The organism is Streptococcus mitis, from assembly GCF_003942765.1.
In the GTDB taxonomy this organism is placed as follows: domain Bacteria; phylum Bacillota; class Bacilli; order Lactobacillales; family Streptococcaceae; genus Streptococcus; species Streptococcus mitis_BE.
In genome coordinates this window covers 149,529-166,071 of sequence record NZ_RJNW01000001.1, presented here as the reverse complement: position 1 = coordinate 166,071, position 16,543 = coordinate 149,529, and the positions used below count along the sequence as shown (strand labels likewise).

Below are 16,543 nucleotides of genomic sequence, written 5' to 3'. Positions count from 1 at the left end.
ATGGCAGGAAAATCGATTTTTGATAAATTATGGGACCGCCATGTCATCACAGGAGAAGAGGGGCAGCCCCAACTCATGTATGTGGATCAGCACTATATCCACGAAGTGACCAGCCCTCAGGCTTTTCAAGGATTGCGAGATGCAGGTCGCAGATTGAGACGGCCAGACTTGACATTTGGTACCTTTGACCACAATGTACCAACGGTCAATATCTATGATATTCGAGATGTAATTTCTAAAGCGCAAATTGATAAGCTAGCTGAGAATGTTGAAGAGTTTGGAATTGAGCATGCGGCCCACGGTTCTGAAAAGCAGGGAATCGTTCATATGGTTGGTCCAGAAACAGGACGGACCCAACCAGGAAAATTCATCGTTTGTGGAGACAGTCATACGGCAACCCACGGGGCTTTCGGAGCTATCGCCTTTGGAATTGGGACCAGTGAAGTTGAGCATGTTTTTGCTACCCAGACCCTCTGGCAGGTCAAACCCAAGAAAATGCTGGTAGAATTCACTGGAGTTCCTCAAAAAGGAGTTTATTCCAAGGACTTCATTTTAGCCTTGATAGCCAAGTACGGCGTTGCTTGTGGTGTTGGTTATGTCGTGGAGTATCGTGGACAGGCTATTGATGCACTGAGCATGGAAGAGCGAATGACCATCTGCAATATGTCCATCGAGTTTGGATCTAAGATGGGAATCATGAACCCAGATCAAACCACGTATGACTATCTCAAGGGACGTGAGTGTGTTCCAGAAGACTTCGAAGAGGCTGTGGCGGATTGGAAAACAATTGTCAGTGATGATGATGTCGTTTACGATAAGGTTATTCAGATGGATGTTTCAGACCTAGCTCCTATGGTGACCTGGGGCACCAATCCTGCTATGGGGGTTGACTTTGATAGTAGTTTCCCAGAAATTAAGGATATGAATGATGAGCGAGCTTACAATTACATGGACTTGGAACCAGGTCAAAAGCCAGCAGATATTGAGCTGGGTTATATCTTTATCGGTTCATGTACCAATGCTCGTCTCAGCGATTTACAGCTGGCTGCTCGGTTTGTTAAAGGAAAGAAAATAGCTCCCAACTTAACGGCTATCGTGGTTCCAGGCTCTCGTCCTGTCAAACGAGTTGCTGAGAAATTGGGCTTGGACAAGGTTTTCCTAGATGCTGGATTTGAGTGGAGAGACCCAGGTTGTTCCATGTGCCTAGGGATGAATCCTGACAAGGTTCCTGATGGTGTCCACTGCGCCTCAACCAGTAACCGCAACTTTGAAGACAGACAGGGATTTGGTGCTAAGACCCACCTCTGCAGTCCAGCCATGGCAGCTGCGGCAGCTATTGCAGGGCGTTTCGTAGATGTTCGGCAAATGCCAGAAGCCCAGTAAGGAGAGGATATGGAGAAATTTACAGTTTATACGGGAACGACTGTTCCTCTCATGAATGATAACATTGACACCGACCAAATCCTACCCAAGCAGTTTCTCAAGTTAATTGATAAAAAAGGCTTTGGTAAGTACCTCATGTATGCTTGGCGTTATCTGGACGAGAAGTATACTGAGGATCCTGACTTTGTCTTTAACCGACCTGAATATCGGAAAGCTAGTATTCTCATCTCAGGGGATAACTTTGGCGCAGGTTCTTCGAGGGAACACGCAGCTTGGGCTCTATCTGACTATGGTTTTAAAGTCGTAATTGCAGGGTCTTTTGGAGATATTCATTACAATAATGAACTCAATAATGGTATGTTGCCTATTGTTCAGCCCAGAGAAGTTAGAGAGAAATTATCCCATTTACAACCAAGCGATCTGGTAACTGTGGACTTGGCACAACAAAAAATCATCTCACCAATTGGAGAATTCACTTTTGAAATCGATAGCGAATGGAAACACAAACTCTTAAATGGTTTGGATGATATCGGTATTACCTTGCAGTATGAAGATTTGATTGCTGCATATGAAAAACAACGACCAGCCTACTGGCAGGATTAGAAGAAAATTAGAAAAGGAAATAGAACTATGACAAAACACATTCAATGGAACGGAACACTTTCACAAGAAGGCTATGACATTTTAAAAGGTGAGGGCGGTTGTATTGTTTGCCCTACAAAAGTTGGTTACATCATCATGACTAGTGACAAGGCAGGACTTGAGCGTAAGTTCGCAGCCAAAGAACGCAATCGTAACAAACCAGGTGTCGTTCTCTGTGGTAGCATGGATGAGCTCCGTGCTTTAGCACAACTCAATCCAGAAATTGAAGCCTTTTACCAAAAACATTGGGATGAAGATATTCTTCTTGGTTGTATCCTTCCATGGAAACCTGAAGCCTTTGAAAAACTAAAAGCATACGGTGATGGTCGTGAAGAGCTGATGACTGACGTGCGTGGTACTAGCTGTTTCGTTATCAAGTTCGGGAAAGCTGGTGAACAATTGGCTGCCAAACTTTGGGAAGAAGGCAAGATGGTTTATGCCTCATCAGCTAACCCATCTGGAAAAGGAAACCGTGGTAAGGTAGAAGGTATCGGAGAACGTATCGAAGAAGCTGTAGACCTTGTCATCGAAGCAGACGACTACGTGGCATCAATCCAGCCTGACAAAACGATTGAAACTCGCTACGAGCAAGGTGTGATGGTCTCTATGGTTGATAAAGACGGTAAACTCATCCCAGAACAAGGAGGAGCACGCTCAACTTCACCAGCTCCAGTTGTAATCCGCAAAGGGCTTGACATTGATAAAATCATGATGCACCTGTCAGACACCTTTAACTCATGGGACTACCGTCAGGGAGAGTATTATTAAGATAAAAAAGAAGTCTAGTGTTATGAGGGAATACCCTACTCTACACTAGGCTTTTCTTTAGAAATTCTTTTCTTTTTTTATAGGGTATGATATTCTATATATGAAATATATAGTTTTTTATTCGAACATTATTATAAAAGGAGTAAGATTGATGCTGAAAAGAAAAATTAGTTTGGATGATTTTTATGCTTGGTACCAAGAAAATAAGATAAGACTAAGAGAAGATGCATCTAAATATAGTATTTACAATGAACAATTACGTGAAGAATTTCTTAAAGAGTGGCCACTTGATAGAATTTTAACCATGTCTATTGATGATTATGTTATTGGGAAAGGTGCTAAAAGTAATTCTTTTTGCTATAGTCTTGAGAGGGGGAAATACAAATCTTTATTTTTAGGTATTGGAGGAGGAGGCTCTTCAAAATTTGGTATTTATTGGAATGAGGATACCCAAAGCTATAAAAATCAAACTAATAAAATCATTCCTATATCTGAATTGGAGCAACGTTTTAATAAACTAAAAAGAGATCTGTATCAGATTATTCAAATCGGTAGTAAACTTGATTTTGACAATCCTATATTTGATATGAAAAAGTCCACAAATGAATTTATTGGTCGTTCTGCTGTGGTGACAAAACTACTTTGTATTTATTCTGAGAACAATTCTTTTTTAGGAGTAAATATGAATAGTCAGAATGAATTTTGGAATAGGTTGATTCCTCAAAGTAATCAAGGAGGACCCTATCGTCAGAATCATGAGATTTGTAAACTATTTTCTAAAACCTATCCTGAACTAGAATCTTCAATTTTGGGAAGCATTTTATTTGAATATTCAACACAATTTCTAGACGATAAAGAAAAGAAAGAAGAAAAAATGTCTGCAGAATATAAGGTTTATCACCCATTGAGTCAAACTCTACTACAATCCAAAAACCTAATCCTCCGAGGTGCACCTGGTACAGGAAAAACTTATCTTGCTAAAGAAATTGCTATGGAGTTAACGGGTGGCAACGAAGACCAAATCGGCTTTGTACAGTTTCACCCATCTTATGATTATACGGATTTTGTAGAGGGGCTGAGACCGGCATCAAATGGGGATGGAGCTATTGAGTTTAAGCTAGAGGATGGTATTTTTAAGAAGTTCTGTCAGAGGGCGAAAGAAGCTCAGAAAACTGGAGGACAAGACAATTTTGATGAAGCTTGGGATTGTTACCTAGCCTATATAAATAATTCGGATGAAAAAGAGTATTTAACAAAGGGTTCTTACCTCTCAGTAAATAGCAGACAAAACCTATCCGTTAATTACGATAAGGGAACATCAGGATGGAGTTTATCTAGGAATTATGTATACGAACTTTATAAAAATCCGAATTATGACAAACAAAAGTATTATAAGAGTGAAGGAAAAAAAGTCCTTGAAATTTTAAAGAAAAGATTTGGTTTGAAAGACTATATCTCTCCAACAGAGATCAACACAGACAAGAATTTTGTCTTCATCATCGATGAAATCAACCGTGGTGAGATTTCTAAGATTTTTGGTGAACTCTTTTTCTCTATTGACCCTGGCTATCGTGGTGAAAAGGGAAGTGTTTCTACCCAATATGCAAATCTACACGAAACTGACGAAAAGTTTTATATCCCCGAAAATGTTTACATCATCGGAACAATGAATGATATTGACCGCTCGGTGGACACCTTTGATTTTGCTATGCGTCGTCGCTTCCGTTTTGTTGAAGTTACTGCCGAGAGTCAAGTTGGTATGCTAGACGATGTTCTCGGTGATGAAGCAGAAGAAGCGAAAAAACGTTTAAGAAACTTAAATGCTGCTATCGAAAATGTTCAGGAGTTAAACAGTCATTATCATATCGGACCAAGTTATTTCCTTAAGTTGAAGGATGTAGATTTTGACTATGAATTACTTTGGTCTGATTACCTTAAACCGCTTTTGGAAGATTACTTACGGGGTTCTTATGAAGAGGATGAAACTCTGGAAACATTGAAAAATGCATTTGATCTGACAAATAACGAGCAAACAGAACCCCAAGATACTGGTGATAATGATGCGAATCACTGATAATCAGCATAGAATTGCTAAAGAAAACTTTGTCGCAGAATATCCCAAACTAAGTCAAGCACTTCTTGATAGAACACTGGATAACCTTTCTAAAGAGGACAATATCTTTATTTTTCCAAATGATTTGACTCATACTCCTGATTTGGATAAGGACCAAAAGATTTTTGAAACAGTCAATCAGGAAATTAAGACAGGTAATGTGATTGGTTTTCTGGGGTGTGATCAGGAAAGATTGATGATTTCTTCTCGTTTTTCTGATGAAAGTGACGACTATTTTTTACATTATCTTTTACAAAAGATTCTCAATATCAATCTGACTAGTTTGGATGTCGGTCTATCTCCTGAAGATAAACTCTATCAACTCTTGGTTTACCTCTTTCCAAAGTACCTGCAAGCTGCTCTTCGAAAAGGTCTTTATAAGGAATACCAGAGATTTTCTCATAACGACAGTCATGTAAAGGGAGTGATAGATGTAGGAAATCATCTTAAGAATAATGTTCCTTTTGTAGGGAATATTGCCTATACCACTAGAGAGTTTACCTATGATAATCCACTCATACAGCTGATTCGGCATACTATTGAGTATATAAAGACTCAAAAAAGTTTCGGAGTTATACTCGATAATAATCGTGAAACTATAGCTGAAGTTACGCGTGTAACCCCTTCTTATAAATTAGCCGATCGTGCTAAATTTATCAGAATAAATAAAACCAAACCTCTTCGTCATGCTTATTTTCGAGAGTACAGAAAGTTGCAAGAGCTTTGCCTGATGATCCTAAATAGAGAAAAGAATGGTTTAGGATACCAAGAGCAAAAAATCCACGGTATTCTTTTTGATGTTGCCTGGCTTTGGGAAGAGTATGTTCATACTTTGTTACCAAAAGATTTCATCCATCCACGTAATAAAGAAAAACTAGGTGGTATTTCGGTATTTTCTGTTGGGAAACGGAAAGTATATCCAGATTTTTATAATCAAGAGTTAAAAATCGTTTTAGATGCTAAATATAAAAAACTAGAGTTCACTGAAAAAGGGATCAACCGTGAGGACTTATTCCAGCTGATTTCCTATTCTTATATTTTGAAAGCTGAGAAGGCTGGTCTTGTTTTTCCGAGCAAGGACAAGGTTGTTGATAATGAGATAGGAAAGCTAGCAGGTTATGGAGCTTTGTTGAAGAAATGGTCTATCCAAATCCCTCAGAAGTCTTCATCTTATCGTGAATTTTGTGAAATGATGGAAAACTCTGAAGAAACTTTTAAAAGGAATATTACTAAAGAAGTGGGGAGAAAATAATCTCTCCACTTTTTTGTCTTTGATATAAGTAAAATCCGAACAATGGTTTTTAATTTGTAAAATTATTTGACAAAAACTGTACTTTAGTTTATAATGAATTAAGGAAACGTCGGAAAAGGCGTAGTGATGCGAGAGCATAGGTAGGTCATTACAAAAGAAACGAGACATCGATATGTTAAATGAATTTCCAATTTTTGATTATGAAGATATTCAATTGATCCCAAATAAATGTGTCATTAAAAGCCGTGCAGAAGCAGATACAAGTGTCACTCTAGGAAATCACACCTTTAAACTACCTGTTGTGCCAGCTAATATGCAGACAATTTTGGATGAAAATGTAGCAGAGCAACTGGCTAAAGGTGGTTACTTCTACATTATGCATCGTTTTGATGAGGCAGGACGCATTCCTTTTATTAAACGCATGCACGAGCAAGGGCTCATTGCTTCTATATCTGTTGGTGTTAAGGACTACGAGTATGATTTCGTTAGCCAGCTCAAGGCTGATGCTCCTGAGTACATCACGATTGACATTGCCCATGGTCATGCGGATAGCGTGATTTCTATGATTCAACACATCAAGAAAGAATTGCCAGATACCTTTGTCATTGCTGGAAATGTAGGAACACCAGAAGCGGTGCGTGAATTGGAAAATGCTGGTGCGGATGCTACTAAGGTCGGAATCGGTCCTGGTAAGGTTTGTATCACCAAGGTTAAGACTGGTTTTGGTACAGGTGGTTGGCAGTTGGCTGCTCTACGCTGGTGTGCCAAGGCTGCGCGTAAACCGATTATCGCTGATGGAGGAATTCGTACTCATGGTGATATTGCCAAGTCTATTCGTTTCGGTGCCAGCATGGTCATGATTGGTTCCCTCTTTGCAGGACATATTGAAAGTCCAGGGAAAACGATTGAAGTCGATGGTGAACAGTTCAAAGAATATTACGGTTCAGCCTCACAATATCAAAAGGGAGCTTACAAAAATGTGGAAGGCAAACGTATCTTGCTTCCTGCTAAAGGTCATCTGCAAGACACTTTAACTGAGATGGAACAAGACCTTCAAAGTGCTATTTCCTATGCAGGTGGACGTCAAGTTGCTGACCTTAAACATGTTGATTATGTTATCGTGAAAAACTCCATCTGGAATGGGGATGCTTCCCACTAAGACGGCCTATCTCACTAGAAAAAACTTGTTATTAGAGCAAATTTCTGTTATAATAAAACAAGTTTCCACCCTTAGTGTAATGGATATCACGTAAGATTCCGGTTCTTGAGATGGGGGTTCGATTCCCTCAGGGTGGATGTAAACATCCTAAAAAGCCTTTAACAGGGCTTTTTTATTTATTCTTCCCCAAGTTTAACCCAAAAACTGAAATCTCATTCTAAAGAATGCGCAAATCCCCTCCAGTCCCGTTTTAGAGTGACTCCGGAGGCTTTTTTTGATATAATAAAAAGGACTGTTATCAGTTAGAAAGAGGTTGGTATGAAAGAATTACAAACTGTACTTAAAAACCATTTTGCAATCGAATTTGCAGACAAAAATTTACTGGAAACTGCCTTTACTCATACGAGTTATGCCAATGAGCATCGCCTCTTAAAAATTTCACACAATGAACGCTTGGAATTTTTAGGAGACGCTGTTCTACAGTTATTGATTTCAGAATATCTGTATAAAAAATATCCTAAAAAACCTGAAGGTGATTTGTCCAAACTCCGTGCTATGATTGTCCGCGAGGAGAGTTTGGCTGGTTTTGCACGTGATTGCCAGTTTGATCAGTTTATCAAACTTGGTAAAGGGGAAGAAAAGTCTGGTGGGCGCAATCGTGACACCATTCTTGGTGATGCCTTTGAAGCCTTTCTTGGTGCCCTTCTTTTGGACAAGGATGTGGCCAAGGTTAAGGCATTTATCTATCAAGTCATGATTCCTAAGGTTGAAGCAGGCGAATTTGAGATGATTACAGACTACAAAACCCATCTCCAAGAGTTACTTCAGGTCAATGGCGATGTGGCTATTCGTTATCAGGTGATTTCTGAAACGGGTCCTGCCCATGATAAGGTTTTTGATGTAGAAGTTCTGGTTGAAGGTAAGAGCATCGGTCAAGGTCAAGGTCGTTCTAAGAAACTAGCAGAGCAGGAAGCTGCCAAAAATGCCGTTGAGAAAGGGCTGGATTCATGTATTTAAAGGAAATCGAAATTCAGGGATTCAAGTCTTTTGCTGACAAGACTAAGGTCGTTTTTGACCAAGGTGTGACGGCAGTTGTTGGACCCAATGGATCTGGAAAGTCCAATATTACAGAAAGTCTGCGTTGGGCTTTGGGGGAGTCAAGTGTTAAGAGTCTCCGTGGGGGCAAGATGCCGGACGTCATTTTTGCTGGAACAGAAAGTCGCAAACCGCTCAATTATGCTTCTGTAGTTGTGACTTTGGATAATAATGACAGATTTATCAAGGATGCAGGTCAAGAAATCAGGGTAGAACGTCATATCTATCGTAGTGGTGATAGCGAATACAAGATTGACGGCAAGAAAGTCCGTCTGCGTGATATTCATGATCTTTTCTTGGATACTGGATTGGGACGAGATTCCTTCTCCATCATTTCCCAAGGGAAGGTTGAGGAGATTTTCAACTCCAAGCCTGAGGAACGCCGAGCTATTTTTGAAGAAGCTGCTGGAGTTTTAAAATACAAGACTCGCAGAAAAGAAACTGAGAGTAAACTGCAGCAAACGCAGGATAATCTGGATCGTCTAGAAGACATTATCTATGAGTTGGACAATCAAATCAAGCCTCTTGAGAAGCAAGCTGAAAATGCTCGTAAGTTTCTAGACTTGGAAGGCCAACGTAAAGCTATTTACTTGGATGTTTTAGTTGCTCAAATCAAGGAAAATAAGGCTGAACTAGAGTTGACAGAAGAAGAGTTGGTTCAGGTTCAGGGACTATTGACGAGTTATTACCAAAAGCGTGAAAAATTAGAAGAAGAAAATCAGAATCTCAAGAAGCAACGTCAAGATTTACAGGCTGAAATGGCCAAAGACCAAGGCAGTTTGATGGATTTGACCAGTCTGATTAGTGATTTAGAGAGAAAATTAGCCCTATCGAAATTAGAATCTGAGCAAGTAGCCCTGAACCAACAGGAAGCACAAGCTCGTTTGGCTGCTTTGGAGGATAAGAGAAATTTACTCAGCCAAGAAAAATCTGATAAAGAAAGCTCTTTAGCACTTTTAGAGGAAAATCTAGTCCAAAATAATCAAAAACTCAATCGACTAGAAGCTGAATTGCTAGCTTTTTCAGATGATCCTGATCAGATGATTGAGATTTTACGTGAACGCTTTGTGGCGCTTTTACAAGAAGAAGCAGATGTCTCAAACCAGTTGACCCGTATCGAAAACGAGTTGGAAAATAGTCGTCAGCTTTCTCAAAAACAAGCAGATCAACTACAAAAGCTGAAAGAACAGCTGGCTACAGCTAAAGAGAAGGCTAGTCAGCAAAAAGAAGAGCTTGAAACTGCCAAGGAGCAGGTTCAGAAATTATTGGCTGACTATCAAGTCTGTGCCAAGGAGCAAGAGGAACAGAAAACTTCCTATCAAGCTCAACAAAGTCAACTCTTTGATCGTCTGGATAATCTCAAAAACAAGCAGGCTAGAGCTAAAAGTTTGGAAAATATCCTTAGAAATCACAGTAACTTTTATGCAGGTGTTAAGAGTGTTCTCCAAGAAAAAGATCGCCTTGGTGGTATTATTGGTGCAGTCAGTGAGCACCTGACTTTTGATGTGCATTATCAAACTGCCCTAGAGATTGCCTTAGGGGCAAGTAGTCAGCATATCATCGTAGAAGATGAAGAGTCGGCAACCAAAGCTATTGATTTCCTTAAACGAAACAGAGCCGGTCGTGCAACCTTCCTTCCTTTGACCACTATTAAGGCGCGTACGATTTCTAGTCAGAATCAAGATGCTATCGCTGTAAGTCCAGGATTTCTGGGCATGGCAGATGAGTTGGTGACATTCGATACTAGACTGGAAGCCATTTTCAAGAACTTGCTAGCTACGACGGCTATCTTTGATACCGTAGAACATGCTCGTGCAGCGGCTCGCCAGGTTCGTTACCAGGTCCGTATGGTGACATTAGATGGGACAGAACTTCGCACAGGTGGTTCTTACGCAGGTGGAGCCAATCGCCAGAACAACAGTATTTTTATCAAGCCAGAACTGGAGCAATTACAAAAAGAAATTGCTGAAGAAGAAGCAAGTCTTCGTTCAGAAGAAGCATCTTTGAAGACCTTGCAAGACCAGATGGCTTCATTGACAGAAAGATTAGAAGCCATCAAATCTCAAGGAGAGCAGGCTCGTATTCAGGAGCAGGGCTTGTCCCTCGCTTATCAGCAGACCAGTCGGCAAGTTGAAGAACTGGAAACTCTTTGGAAACTCCAAGAAGAGGAATTAGATCGTCTTTCTGACGGAGATTGGCAAGCAGATAAGGAAAAATGCCAAGAGCGCCTTGCTACCATTGCCAGTGAAAAGCAAAATCTGGAAGCTGAGATTGAAGAAATTAAGTCAAACAAAAATGCCATCCAAGAACGCTATCAAAATTTGCAGGAAGAGGTAGCGCAAGCTCGCCTGCTTAAGACAGAACTACAAGGGCAAAAACGTTATGAAGTAGCTGATATTGAGCGTTTAGGCAAAGAATTGGACAATTTAGATATCGAACAAGAGGAAATCCAGCGCCTTCTTCAAGAAAAGGTTGACAATCTTGAGAAAGTTGATACGGATTTGCTCAGTCAACAGGCCGAAGAAGCTAAAATTCAGAAAACAAATCTCCAACAAGGTTTGATTCGAAAGCAGTTTGAGTTGGATGATATTGAAGGTCAACTGGATGATATTGCTAGTCATTTGGATCAGGCTCGCCAGCAGAATGAAGAGTGGATTCGCAAGCAAACACGTGCTGAAGCTAAGAAAGAAAAGGTCAGCGAGCGCTTGCGCCATTTACAAAGCCAATTAACAGATCAGTATCAGATTAGCTATACTGAAGCACTAGAAAAGGCACATGAATTGGAAAACCTCAATCTGGCAGAGCAAGAGGTTAAAGATTTAGAGAAGGCTATTCGCTCGCTGGGTCCTGTCAATTTGGAAGCTATTGACCAGTATGAAGAAGTTCACAATCGTCTGGATTTCCTAAATAGTCAGCGAGATGATATTTTGTCAGCGAAAAATCTGCTCCTTGAGACTATCACAGAGATGAATGATGAGGTCAAGGAACGCTTTAAATCAACCTTTGAAGCCATTCGTGAGTCCTTTAAAGCGACATTCAAGCAGATGTTTGGCGGAGGTCAGGCGGACCTCATTTTGACTGAGGGAGACTTGCTGACAGCTGGGGTTGAGATTTCTGTTCAACCTCCAGGTAAGAAAATCCAGTCTCTCAACCTCATGAGTGGTGGTGAAAAAGCCTTATCAGCTCTTGCTTTGCTCTTCTCTATCATTCGAGTTAAGACTATCCCATTTGTTATCTTGGATGAGGTGGAAGCTGCGCTGGACGAAGCTAATGTCAAACGCTTTGGGGATTACCTCAATCGATTTGATAAGGACAGCCAGTTCATCGTCGTAACCCACCGTAAAGGAACCATGGCAGCGGCCGACTCTATCTATGGAGTGACTATGCAAGAATCAGGTGTCTCAAAAATTGTTTCGGTAAAGTTAAAAGATTTGGAAGAAACAGTAGACTAGTTACCAAACGATAGCATCTCTTAGGGGATGCTATTTTTTAAAACTAACATCTTGAATGATTTTTTAAGGTCAGTTCAGGGGCAAAAAACGACATTTGGGCTTTCCTTTTAGCGAAAAGGCTTTCTCTATGATATAATAGTTTCATGATTACAACAGTACCTATAAAAAATGAAAAAGATATCGCAGTACCTGATAAAACAGTTCTTGTATTAGGCTATTTTGATGGTATTCATAAGGGACATCAGAAGCTTTTTGAAGTAGCTAGCAAGGCTTCTATGAAAGATTATCTACCAGTTGTCGTGATGACCTTTACAGAGTCCCCTAAGCTTGCTTTGCAACCGTACAAGCCAGAATTAATGCTTCATATTGTTAGCCATGAAGAACGAGAACATAAGATGAAATGGCATGGAGTAGAGGCTCTTTTCTTACTTGACTTTAGTAGTAAATTTGCTAGTTTAACGGGACAAGAGTTTTTTGATACTTATGTTAGAGCTTTAAAACCAGCGATTATTGTAGCGGGATTTGATTACACGTTTGGTTCTGATAAGAAAACTGCGGATGATTTGAAGGATTATTTTGATGGAGAAATCATCATTGTTCCTCCTGTTGAGGATGAAAAGGGGAAAATTAGTTCTACTCGTATTCGTCAAGCTATTCTGGATGGAGATGTCAGAGAAGCTGCTCATTTACTTGGCACCCCTCTACCATCACGTGGAATGGTTGTTCATGGGAATGCTCGTGGACGTACGATCGGTTATCCAACAGCAAACTTAGTTTTAAGAGATCGAACCTATATGCCAGCAGATGGTGTTTACGTAGTCGATATCGAAGTGCAGCGTAAAAGATATCGTGGAATGGCGAGTGTCGGGAAAAATGTTACTTTCGATGGAGAAGAGCCACGTTTTGAAGTCAATATTTTTGATTTTTCAGATGACATTTACGGTGAAACAGTTATTGTTTACTGGCTAGACCGTGTCCGTGAAATGGTCAAATTTGACTCTGTTGAAGAACTGGTAGATCAACTCCAGAAAGATGAAGAAATTGCTTGGAATTGGAAGGATGGAGAGTAGGATGTTTAAAAAGTGAACCATATTTTGTGTTTGCTTTTTTTATTTTTGGAAGAAATTCTTACAGATATAAACCTAATTGAAGCTTTGTTCGAAATCTGTTAAAATAGGGATATTAATAACTTTAAAAAATAAAGAAAAGAGATTATATGATTACAGGTGAATTAAAAAATAAAATTGATCAGTTGTGGGAAATGCTTTGGACTGAAGGTAACGCAAATCCACTAACAAATATTTAATATATGACATAAAGAGAAAAATCATAATTGACAATTCAAAAATCTCTGGAAGAATTGGAAACCTTGAAAAAATCACTTATGCAGAAGTATTTTGGTTAAGATTTGAGATGAGATAGCAGTTTTACACTATCATTGTAATTACCGTACTTATTTGTTACAATACTTCAAAGGAGGAAATCATATGGCAGTAAAAACAAGAAAACAAGGAAATTCAATTACCATTACGATTCCCAGTGAATTCAATATTCCAAGTGACGAAATTATCTTTATTCCTGAAGAGTCTGGACATCAGATTTCTTATGTTTCTGATGATGCCTTTGATTTAAAACTGGATACAATTTTTGATGAATACGATGAAGTTTTCAAAGCTTTGGTGGAAAAATGACAGTATATTTAACGGAAGAGTAAATTGAAAAAATCAATGCTTTAGTAATTCAACGGTATTCTCCAAATAAGCAAATTCAAACAGTTAGTCCTTCAGCGTTAAATATGATTGTGAACTTACCAGAATAATTTGGTTTTAGTAAACCTTTTTATCCAACAATTTTTGATAACGCAACAATATTATTTGTCCGATTGATAAAGAAGTATGTTTTTGCCAATGCCAATAAGCGAACAGCCTTTTATGTTTTGGTTCAATTTTTACAATTAAATGGTTATCACTTTTCTTTTTCTGCGGAAGAAGCTGCTGATATGTGTGTGACTATAGTGGTAGGAGCTTTAACTGATGAAAAAATGATAAGCTATTCTAAATGGGTTTCTCAACATTTTATTAGAGAAAAAATTAAAAAATAAGCTAGTATGTTGGATTGAAATGAGCATAAGAAAAAATGAAGAGACAATATTAGAATTCTGTAATGCAGAAACTCTGATATTGTCTCTTTTTAAAACACGCGATAAACATAGGGATTCTCTGGTTTATCGACTTTGGTAAAGCTATAGATTTCCAAGGTTGGGAGGTTTTGTTTGAGTTCTTTATGATAGTGATTGACCAGTTTTCCTTTGGCTGTTATCCAGGTGTTATTCTCATACTGACGGGTATTTCCCTTGGTCAGCAATCCATAGACACCAGAATCTGCGATACAATGGATAATGCCGAAGCGGAATAGAAATTGGCTATTGGCATGACTGGGGTCATTATAGACAAAGCCTGTGAACTGGACTGTCTTGCCCTCAAATTCATCTGGATAGTCGTAGATAGCCTCCATGACTTCCATATAGTTTTCATTAGTGATCTGAATACTATCTTGGGACAAGTATTTATCCGCCGCAGTTCGCATTTCCTTTTCATAAGCTGCTTTTGAAAAATAAGAACTGGTATCTGGTTTCAAATATTGGCTTGTCGTTCCTTCACTGGTCTGAATGGCTTGATCCGTGCCTTCTGATAAAGGAAAATGGTAGCCTTTGGCAGAAACGGTCTGAGAATCCAAGCTAACAGTTGGGAAAGTTAAGCCGACGACAATCGGAATGGACAAAAGAGCAATACTTGTCATCTTCGCCAATCGGCTATTCAGATGACTGTGGGTTTTGACTTGCTTCATCCAGATATACAATTGAACAATAGCCAAGATAAAGGAAAGCACCATGGAAATATAGGCCAGATAGGAATAGTGCATGTTGATGTACTGGTTTAATTTGCCCGACAGATGGAGATAAATGGTCAGTTCAAAATAGCCAGCTAAAACTAAAAATCGAATCATAGGATGACTCCAATCAAGAGAGAATACACTAAGACGACAAGAGTCACAATCGTTATGAAGTGACTGATAAATCGTGCTTTCAAGTAATTTTTCATCATGAGAATATTTTTGATATCCAGCATTGGACCAATGACGAGAAAGGCCAGAACTGGTGCCAAGCCGAAACTCGAGAGAAGAGAAGCTCCGATAAAAGCATCAGCCTCACTACAGAGAGAAAGAAGAAAGGCCAAAAGCATCAAGAGTAGGATGGCAAAAAGAGGGGTCGCACTGATAGAGGTCAGAATCCGTGTCGGAACATAGACCTGTATTATAGAGGCGAAGAGACAACCAAATACCAAATAACGCCCCGTATCAAAAAATTCATCAATGGCTTGCACAAAGACCTGAAAAACTTTTTTTGCAGGTCTCAAGTGAGAAAAATCGTGTTCATGACAGGCCAAACGATTTTCTTTTTGAATCGATTCTTGCCAGAAAAATCCCAGAAAAATCCCAAGTATCACAGCTACAAGAATAGAACCAAGAGCTCGTAAAAGGGCGATATGGAAGGAGTTGCCAAAGGCAGAATAGGTCGCAAAGAGAACAATAGGATTGATAACAGGTGCTGTTACGAGAAAGGGAACGGCTGTGTAACTGGGAACCTTCTTTTCCAGAAAACGATTGATAATGGGGACAATTCCACATTCACAAGAGGGAAAAAGCATCCCGACGAAGGTGCCAAAAAAGATTCTCCCCCAACGATTTCGAGGGAGAAAATGATAAACCTTGTCAGGTGTGATATAAACCTCAATCAGTCCTGAGACAATACTTCCTATCAGAACGAAGGGTAGGGCTTCAATGATAATGGAGAGAAAAATAGCCCCAGTCTGAAGCACACTAGACGGGAGTTGTTGGAAAGCAGTCATCTAGTTTTTCTTTTCTGCTTTGGCTTTTTTCTCTTTGTCATCAGGGAAAGTGACTTGTTTCAAATCAGGGAGTTTCGCAAACTCTTCAAACATCTTGTCCAAGTCATCCGTTTTTGTAAATTTTACAGCCATAGGTGCACCTCGATTCTAAATTCTACCTCTATTATACTATTATTTTAAGGAAAAGGGAAAAGTTAAAATTGAGGATCTAACGAATAATAGAGCGTGATATATCCTAATATACACTATGATTGTGATATAATAATTTTGGAATAACGGAGGAAATGATGGAACATAAAAAGATCGGTCAGGTGACTGACGAAGTAAAAGAAATTTTTAATATTGTTCTTGAAGCTAGTGATATCAAAGTTAACAAAGAAGGTTTAAGAAGTCATATGTTGAAACGGCATCATAATGATGTGATTCATCATATTGAAGACCTGGAACTTATACTAAGTAATCCAGATTTCGTTGGGGTCAATCCACGAGAGAAAGATGCTAGTTTTGAATATGTTAAAAGATTTGATGATAATGTTCTTGTTGCCATCAAGTTACATAAAAGTGGAGATTTCTTTTATGTTCCGACCATGTATCGCTTACAAGATTTCAAGTTACAAAGTCGTATCAAGTCTGGTAGATTGAGAAAACTTGACAAAAAAAGTAGATAGTGCTAGAATAACATTAACGAAAGACATTTGAGGGCAGAAAGGTTCCTGCCGCACCTTGAAAAAGGTATCTGAGATGCTGGGTACACCGACCAGCCAAGTGTCC

The 16,543-nt window shown here is 39.3% G+C and carries 14 protein-coding genes, 1 tRNA gene and 1 pseudogene; 13 read left to right on the top strand and 3 right to left on the bottom strand.

Going from position 1 to position 16,543, the window contains the following annotated elements:
* From leuC to D8849_RS00730, 12 genes and pseudogenes are all read left to right on the top strand, one after another.
* The gene (gene leuC / locus D8849_RS00790) at nucleotides 1-1,383 is read left to right on the top strand and encodes a 3-isopropylmalate dehydratase large subunit (RefSeq protein WP_125385886.1); all 1,383 of its coding nucleotides are present in this window, start codon (nucleotides 1-3) and stop codon (nucleotides 1,381-1,383) included.
* A gap of 9 nt (nucleotides 1,384-1,392) precedes the next feature.
* Nucleotides 1,393-1,986, top strand: coding sequence for a 3-isopropylmalate dehydratase small subunit (gene leuD / locus D8849_RS00785; protein ID WP_125385885.1), 594 nt, complete (start codon nucleotides 1,393-1,395; stop codon nucleotides 1,984-1,986).
* A 27-nt stretch (nucleotides 1,987-2,013) separates the two neighbouring features.
* On the top strand, nucleotides 2,014-2,793 hold the full coding sequence (locus D8849_RS00780; protein ID WP_084924272.1) for an L-threonylcarbamoyladenylate synthase: 780 nt from the start codon (nucleotides 2,014-2,016) through the stop codon (nucleotides 2,791-2,793).
* Between the two features lie 151 nt (nucleotides 2,794-2,944).
* Nucleotides 2,945-4,867, top strand: a complete 1,923-nt coding sequence (locus D8849_RS00775; protein WP_185756187.1) for an McrB family protein — start codon at nucleotides 2,945-2,947, stop codon at nucleotides 4,865-4,867.
* A complete protein-coding gene (locus tag D8849_RS00770) occupies nucleotides 4,854-6,158 on the top strand; it encodes an McrC family protein (protein ID WP_125385884.1) in 1,305 nt (434 codons plus the stop codon). The genes D8849_RS00775 and D8849_RS00770 overlap by 14 nt, the downstream gene beginning before the upstream one ends.
* A 172-nt stretch (nucleotides 6,159-6,330) precedes the next feature.
* Complete coding sequence (locus D8849_RS00765; protein ID WP_000931175.1) at nucleotides 6,331-7,317, top strand: GMP reductase; 987 nt, start codon at nucleotides 6,331-6,333, stop codon at nucleotides 7,315-7,317.
* A 65-nt stretch (nucleotides 7,318-7,382) separates the two neighbouring features.
* Nucleotides 7,383-7,454: transfer RNA gene (locus D8849_RS00760), tRNA-Arg, on the top strand.
* A 181-nt stretch (nucleotides 7,455-7,635) separates the two neighbouring features.
* Nucleotides 7,636-8,334, top strand: coding sequence for a ribonuclease III (rnc, locus tag D8849_RS00755; RefSeq protein WP_033677334.1), 699 nt, complete (start codon nucleotides 7,636-7,638; stop codon nucleotides 8,332-8,334).
* Nucleotides 8,325-11,864, top strand: a complete 3,540-nt coding sequence (gene smc / locus D8849_RS00750; protein WP_125385883.1) for a chromosome segregation protein SMC — start codon at nucleotides 8,325-8,327, stop codon at nucleotides 11,862-11,864. Before rnc ends, smc begins: the two co-directional genes overlap by 10 nt.
* A gap of 143 nt (nucleotides 11,865-12,007) precedes the next feature.
* Nucleotides 12,008-12,934, top strand: coding sequence for a bifunctional riboflavin kinase/FAD synthetase (locus tag D8849_RS00745; protein ID WP_125385882.1), 927 nt, complete (start codon nucleotides 12,008-12,010; stop codon nucleotides 12,932-12,934).
* Nucleotides 12,935-13,351: 417 nt separating this feature from the next.
* Nucleotides 13,352-13,555 (top strand): AbrB/MazE/SpoVT family DNA-binding domain-containing protein, encoded by a 204-nt coding sequence (locus D8849_RS00735; protein WP_070843015.1) that lies wholly within the window; start codon nucleotides 13,352-13,354, stop codon nucleotides 13,553-13,555.
* 23 nt (nucleotides 13,556-13,578) lie between these two features.
* Nucleotides 13,579-13,965, top strand: a pseudogene (locus D8849_RS00730) (type II toxin-antitoxin system death-on-curing family toxin).
* An 89-nt stretch (nucleotides 13,966-14,054) separates the two neighbouring features.
* Here the strand turns inward: D8849_RS00730 and D8849_RS00725 are convergent.
* Genes D8849_RS00725 through D8849_RS10575 form a run of 3 tightly spaced genes read right to left on the bottom strand, consistent with a single transcriptional unit; the run spans nucleotide 14,055 to nucleotide 15,904 of the window.
* Entirely contained in the window at nucleotides 14,055-14,870 is an 816-nt protein-coding gene (locus tag D8849_RS00725; RefSeq protein ID WP_125385881.1) for a TIGR03943 family putative permease subunit, read from the bottom strand.
* A complete protein-coding gene (locus D8849_RS00720; protein ID WP_070478994.1) occupies nucleotides 14,867-15,772 on the bottom strand; it encodes a permease in 906 nt (301 codons plus the stop codon). Before D8849_RS00720 ends, D8849_RS00725 begins: the two co-directional genes overlap by 4 nt.
* Nucleotides 15,773-15,904, bottom strand: coding sequence for an SPJ_0845 family protein (locus D8849_RS10575; RefSeq protein WP_004234728.1), 132 nt, complete (start codon nucleotides 15,902-15,904; stop codon nucleotides 15,773-15,775).
* A gap of 155 nt (nucleotides 15,905-16,059) precedes the next feature.
* Here D8849_RS10575 and D8849_RS00710 point away from each other — a divergent pair, with 155 nt between their 5' ends.
* Nucleotides 16,060-16,440, top strand: coding sequence for a PBECR3 domain-containing polyvalent protein (locus D8849_RS00710; RefSeq protein ID WP_004269701.1), 381 nt, complete (start codon nucleotides 16,060-16,062; stop codon nucleotides 16,438-16,440).
* Nucleotides 16,441-16,543: the final 103 nt, after the last annotated feature.

Excerpts from the sequence above, each read along its gene's own strand:
- leuC (WP_125385886.1), top strand. The coding sequence starts at position 1 with ATGGCAGGAAAATCGATTTTTGATAAATTATGGGACCGCCATGTCATC.
- leuD (WP_125385885.1), top strand. The coding sequence starts at position 1,393 with ATGGAGAAATTTACAGTTTATACGGGAACGACTGTTCCTCTCATGAAT.
- D8849_RS00780 (WP_084924272.1), top strand. The coding sequence starts at position 2,014 with ATGACAAAACACATTCAATGGAACGGAACACTTTCACAAGAAGGCTAT.
- D8849_RS00775 (WP_185756187.1), top strand. The coding sequence starts at position 2,945 with ATGCTGAAAAGAAAAATTAGTTTGGATGATTTTTATGCTTGGTACCAA.
- D8849_RS00770 (WP_125385884.1), top strand. The coding sequence starts at position 4,854 with ATGCGAATCACTGATAATCAGCATAGAATTGCTAAAGAAAACTTTGTC.
- D8849_RS00765 (WP_000931175.1), top strand. The coding sequence starts at position 6,331 with ATGTTAAATGAATTTCCAATTTTTGATTATGAAGATATTCAATTGATC.
- rnc (WP_033677334.1), top strand. The coding sequence starts at position 7,636 with ATGAAAGAATTACAAACTGTACTTAAAAACCATTTTGCAATCGAATTT.
- smc (WP_125385883.1), top strand. The coding sequence starts at position 8,325 with ATGTATTTAAAGGAAATCGAAATTCAGGGATTCAAGTCTTTTGCTGAC.
- D8849_RS00745 (WP_125385882.1), top strand. The coding sequence starts at position 12,008 with ATGATTACAACAGTACCTATAAAAAATGAAAAAGATATCGCAGTACCT.
- D8849_RS00735 (WP_070843015.1), top strand. The coding sequence starts at position 13,352 with ATGGCAGTAAAAACAAGAAAACAAGGAAATTCAATTACCATTACGATT.
- D8849_RS00725 (WP_125385881.1), bottom strand. The coding sequence starts at position 14,870 with ATGATTCGATTTTTAGTTTTAGCTGGCTATTTTGAACTGACCATTTAT.
- D8849_RS00720 (WP_070478994.1), bottom strand. The coding sequence starts at position 15,772 with ATGACTGCTTTCCAACAACTCCCGTCTAGTGTGCTTCAGACTGGGGCT.
- D8849_RS10575 (WP_004234728.1), bottom strand. The coding sequence starts at position 15,904 with ATGGCTGTAAAATTTACAAAAACGGATGACTTGGACAAGATGTTTGAA.
- D8849_RS00710 (WP_004269701.1), top strand. The coding sequence starts at position 16,060 with ATGGAACATAAAAAGATCGGTCAGGTGACTGACGAAGTAAAAGAAATT.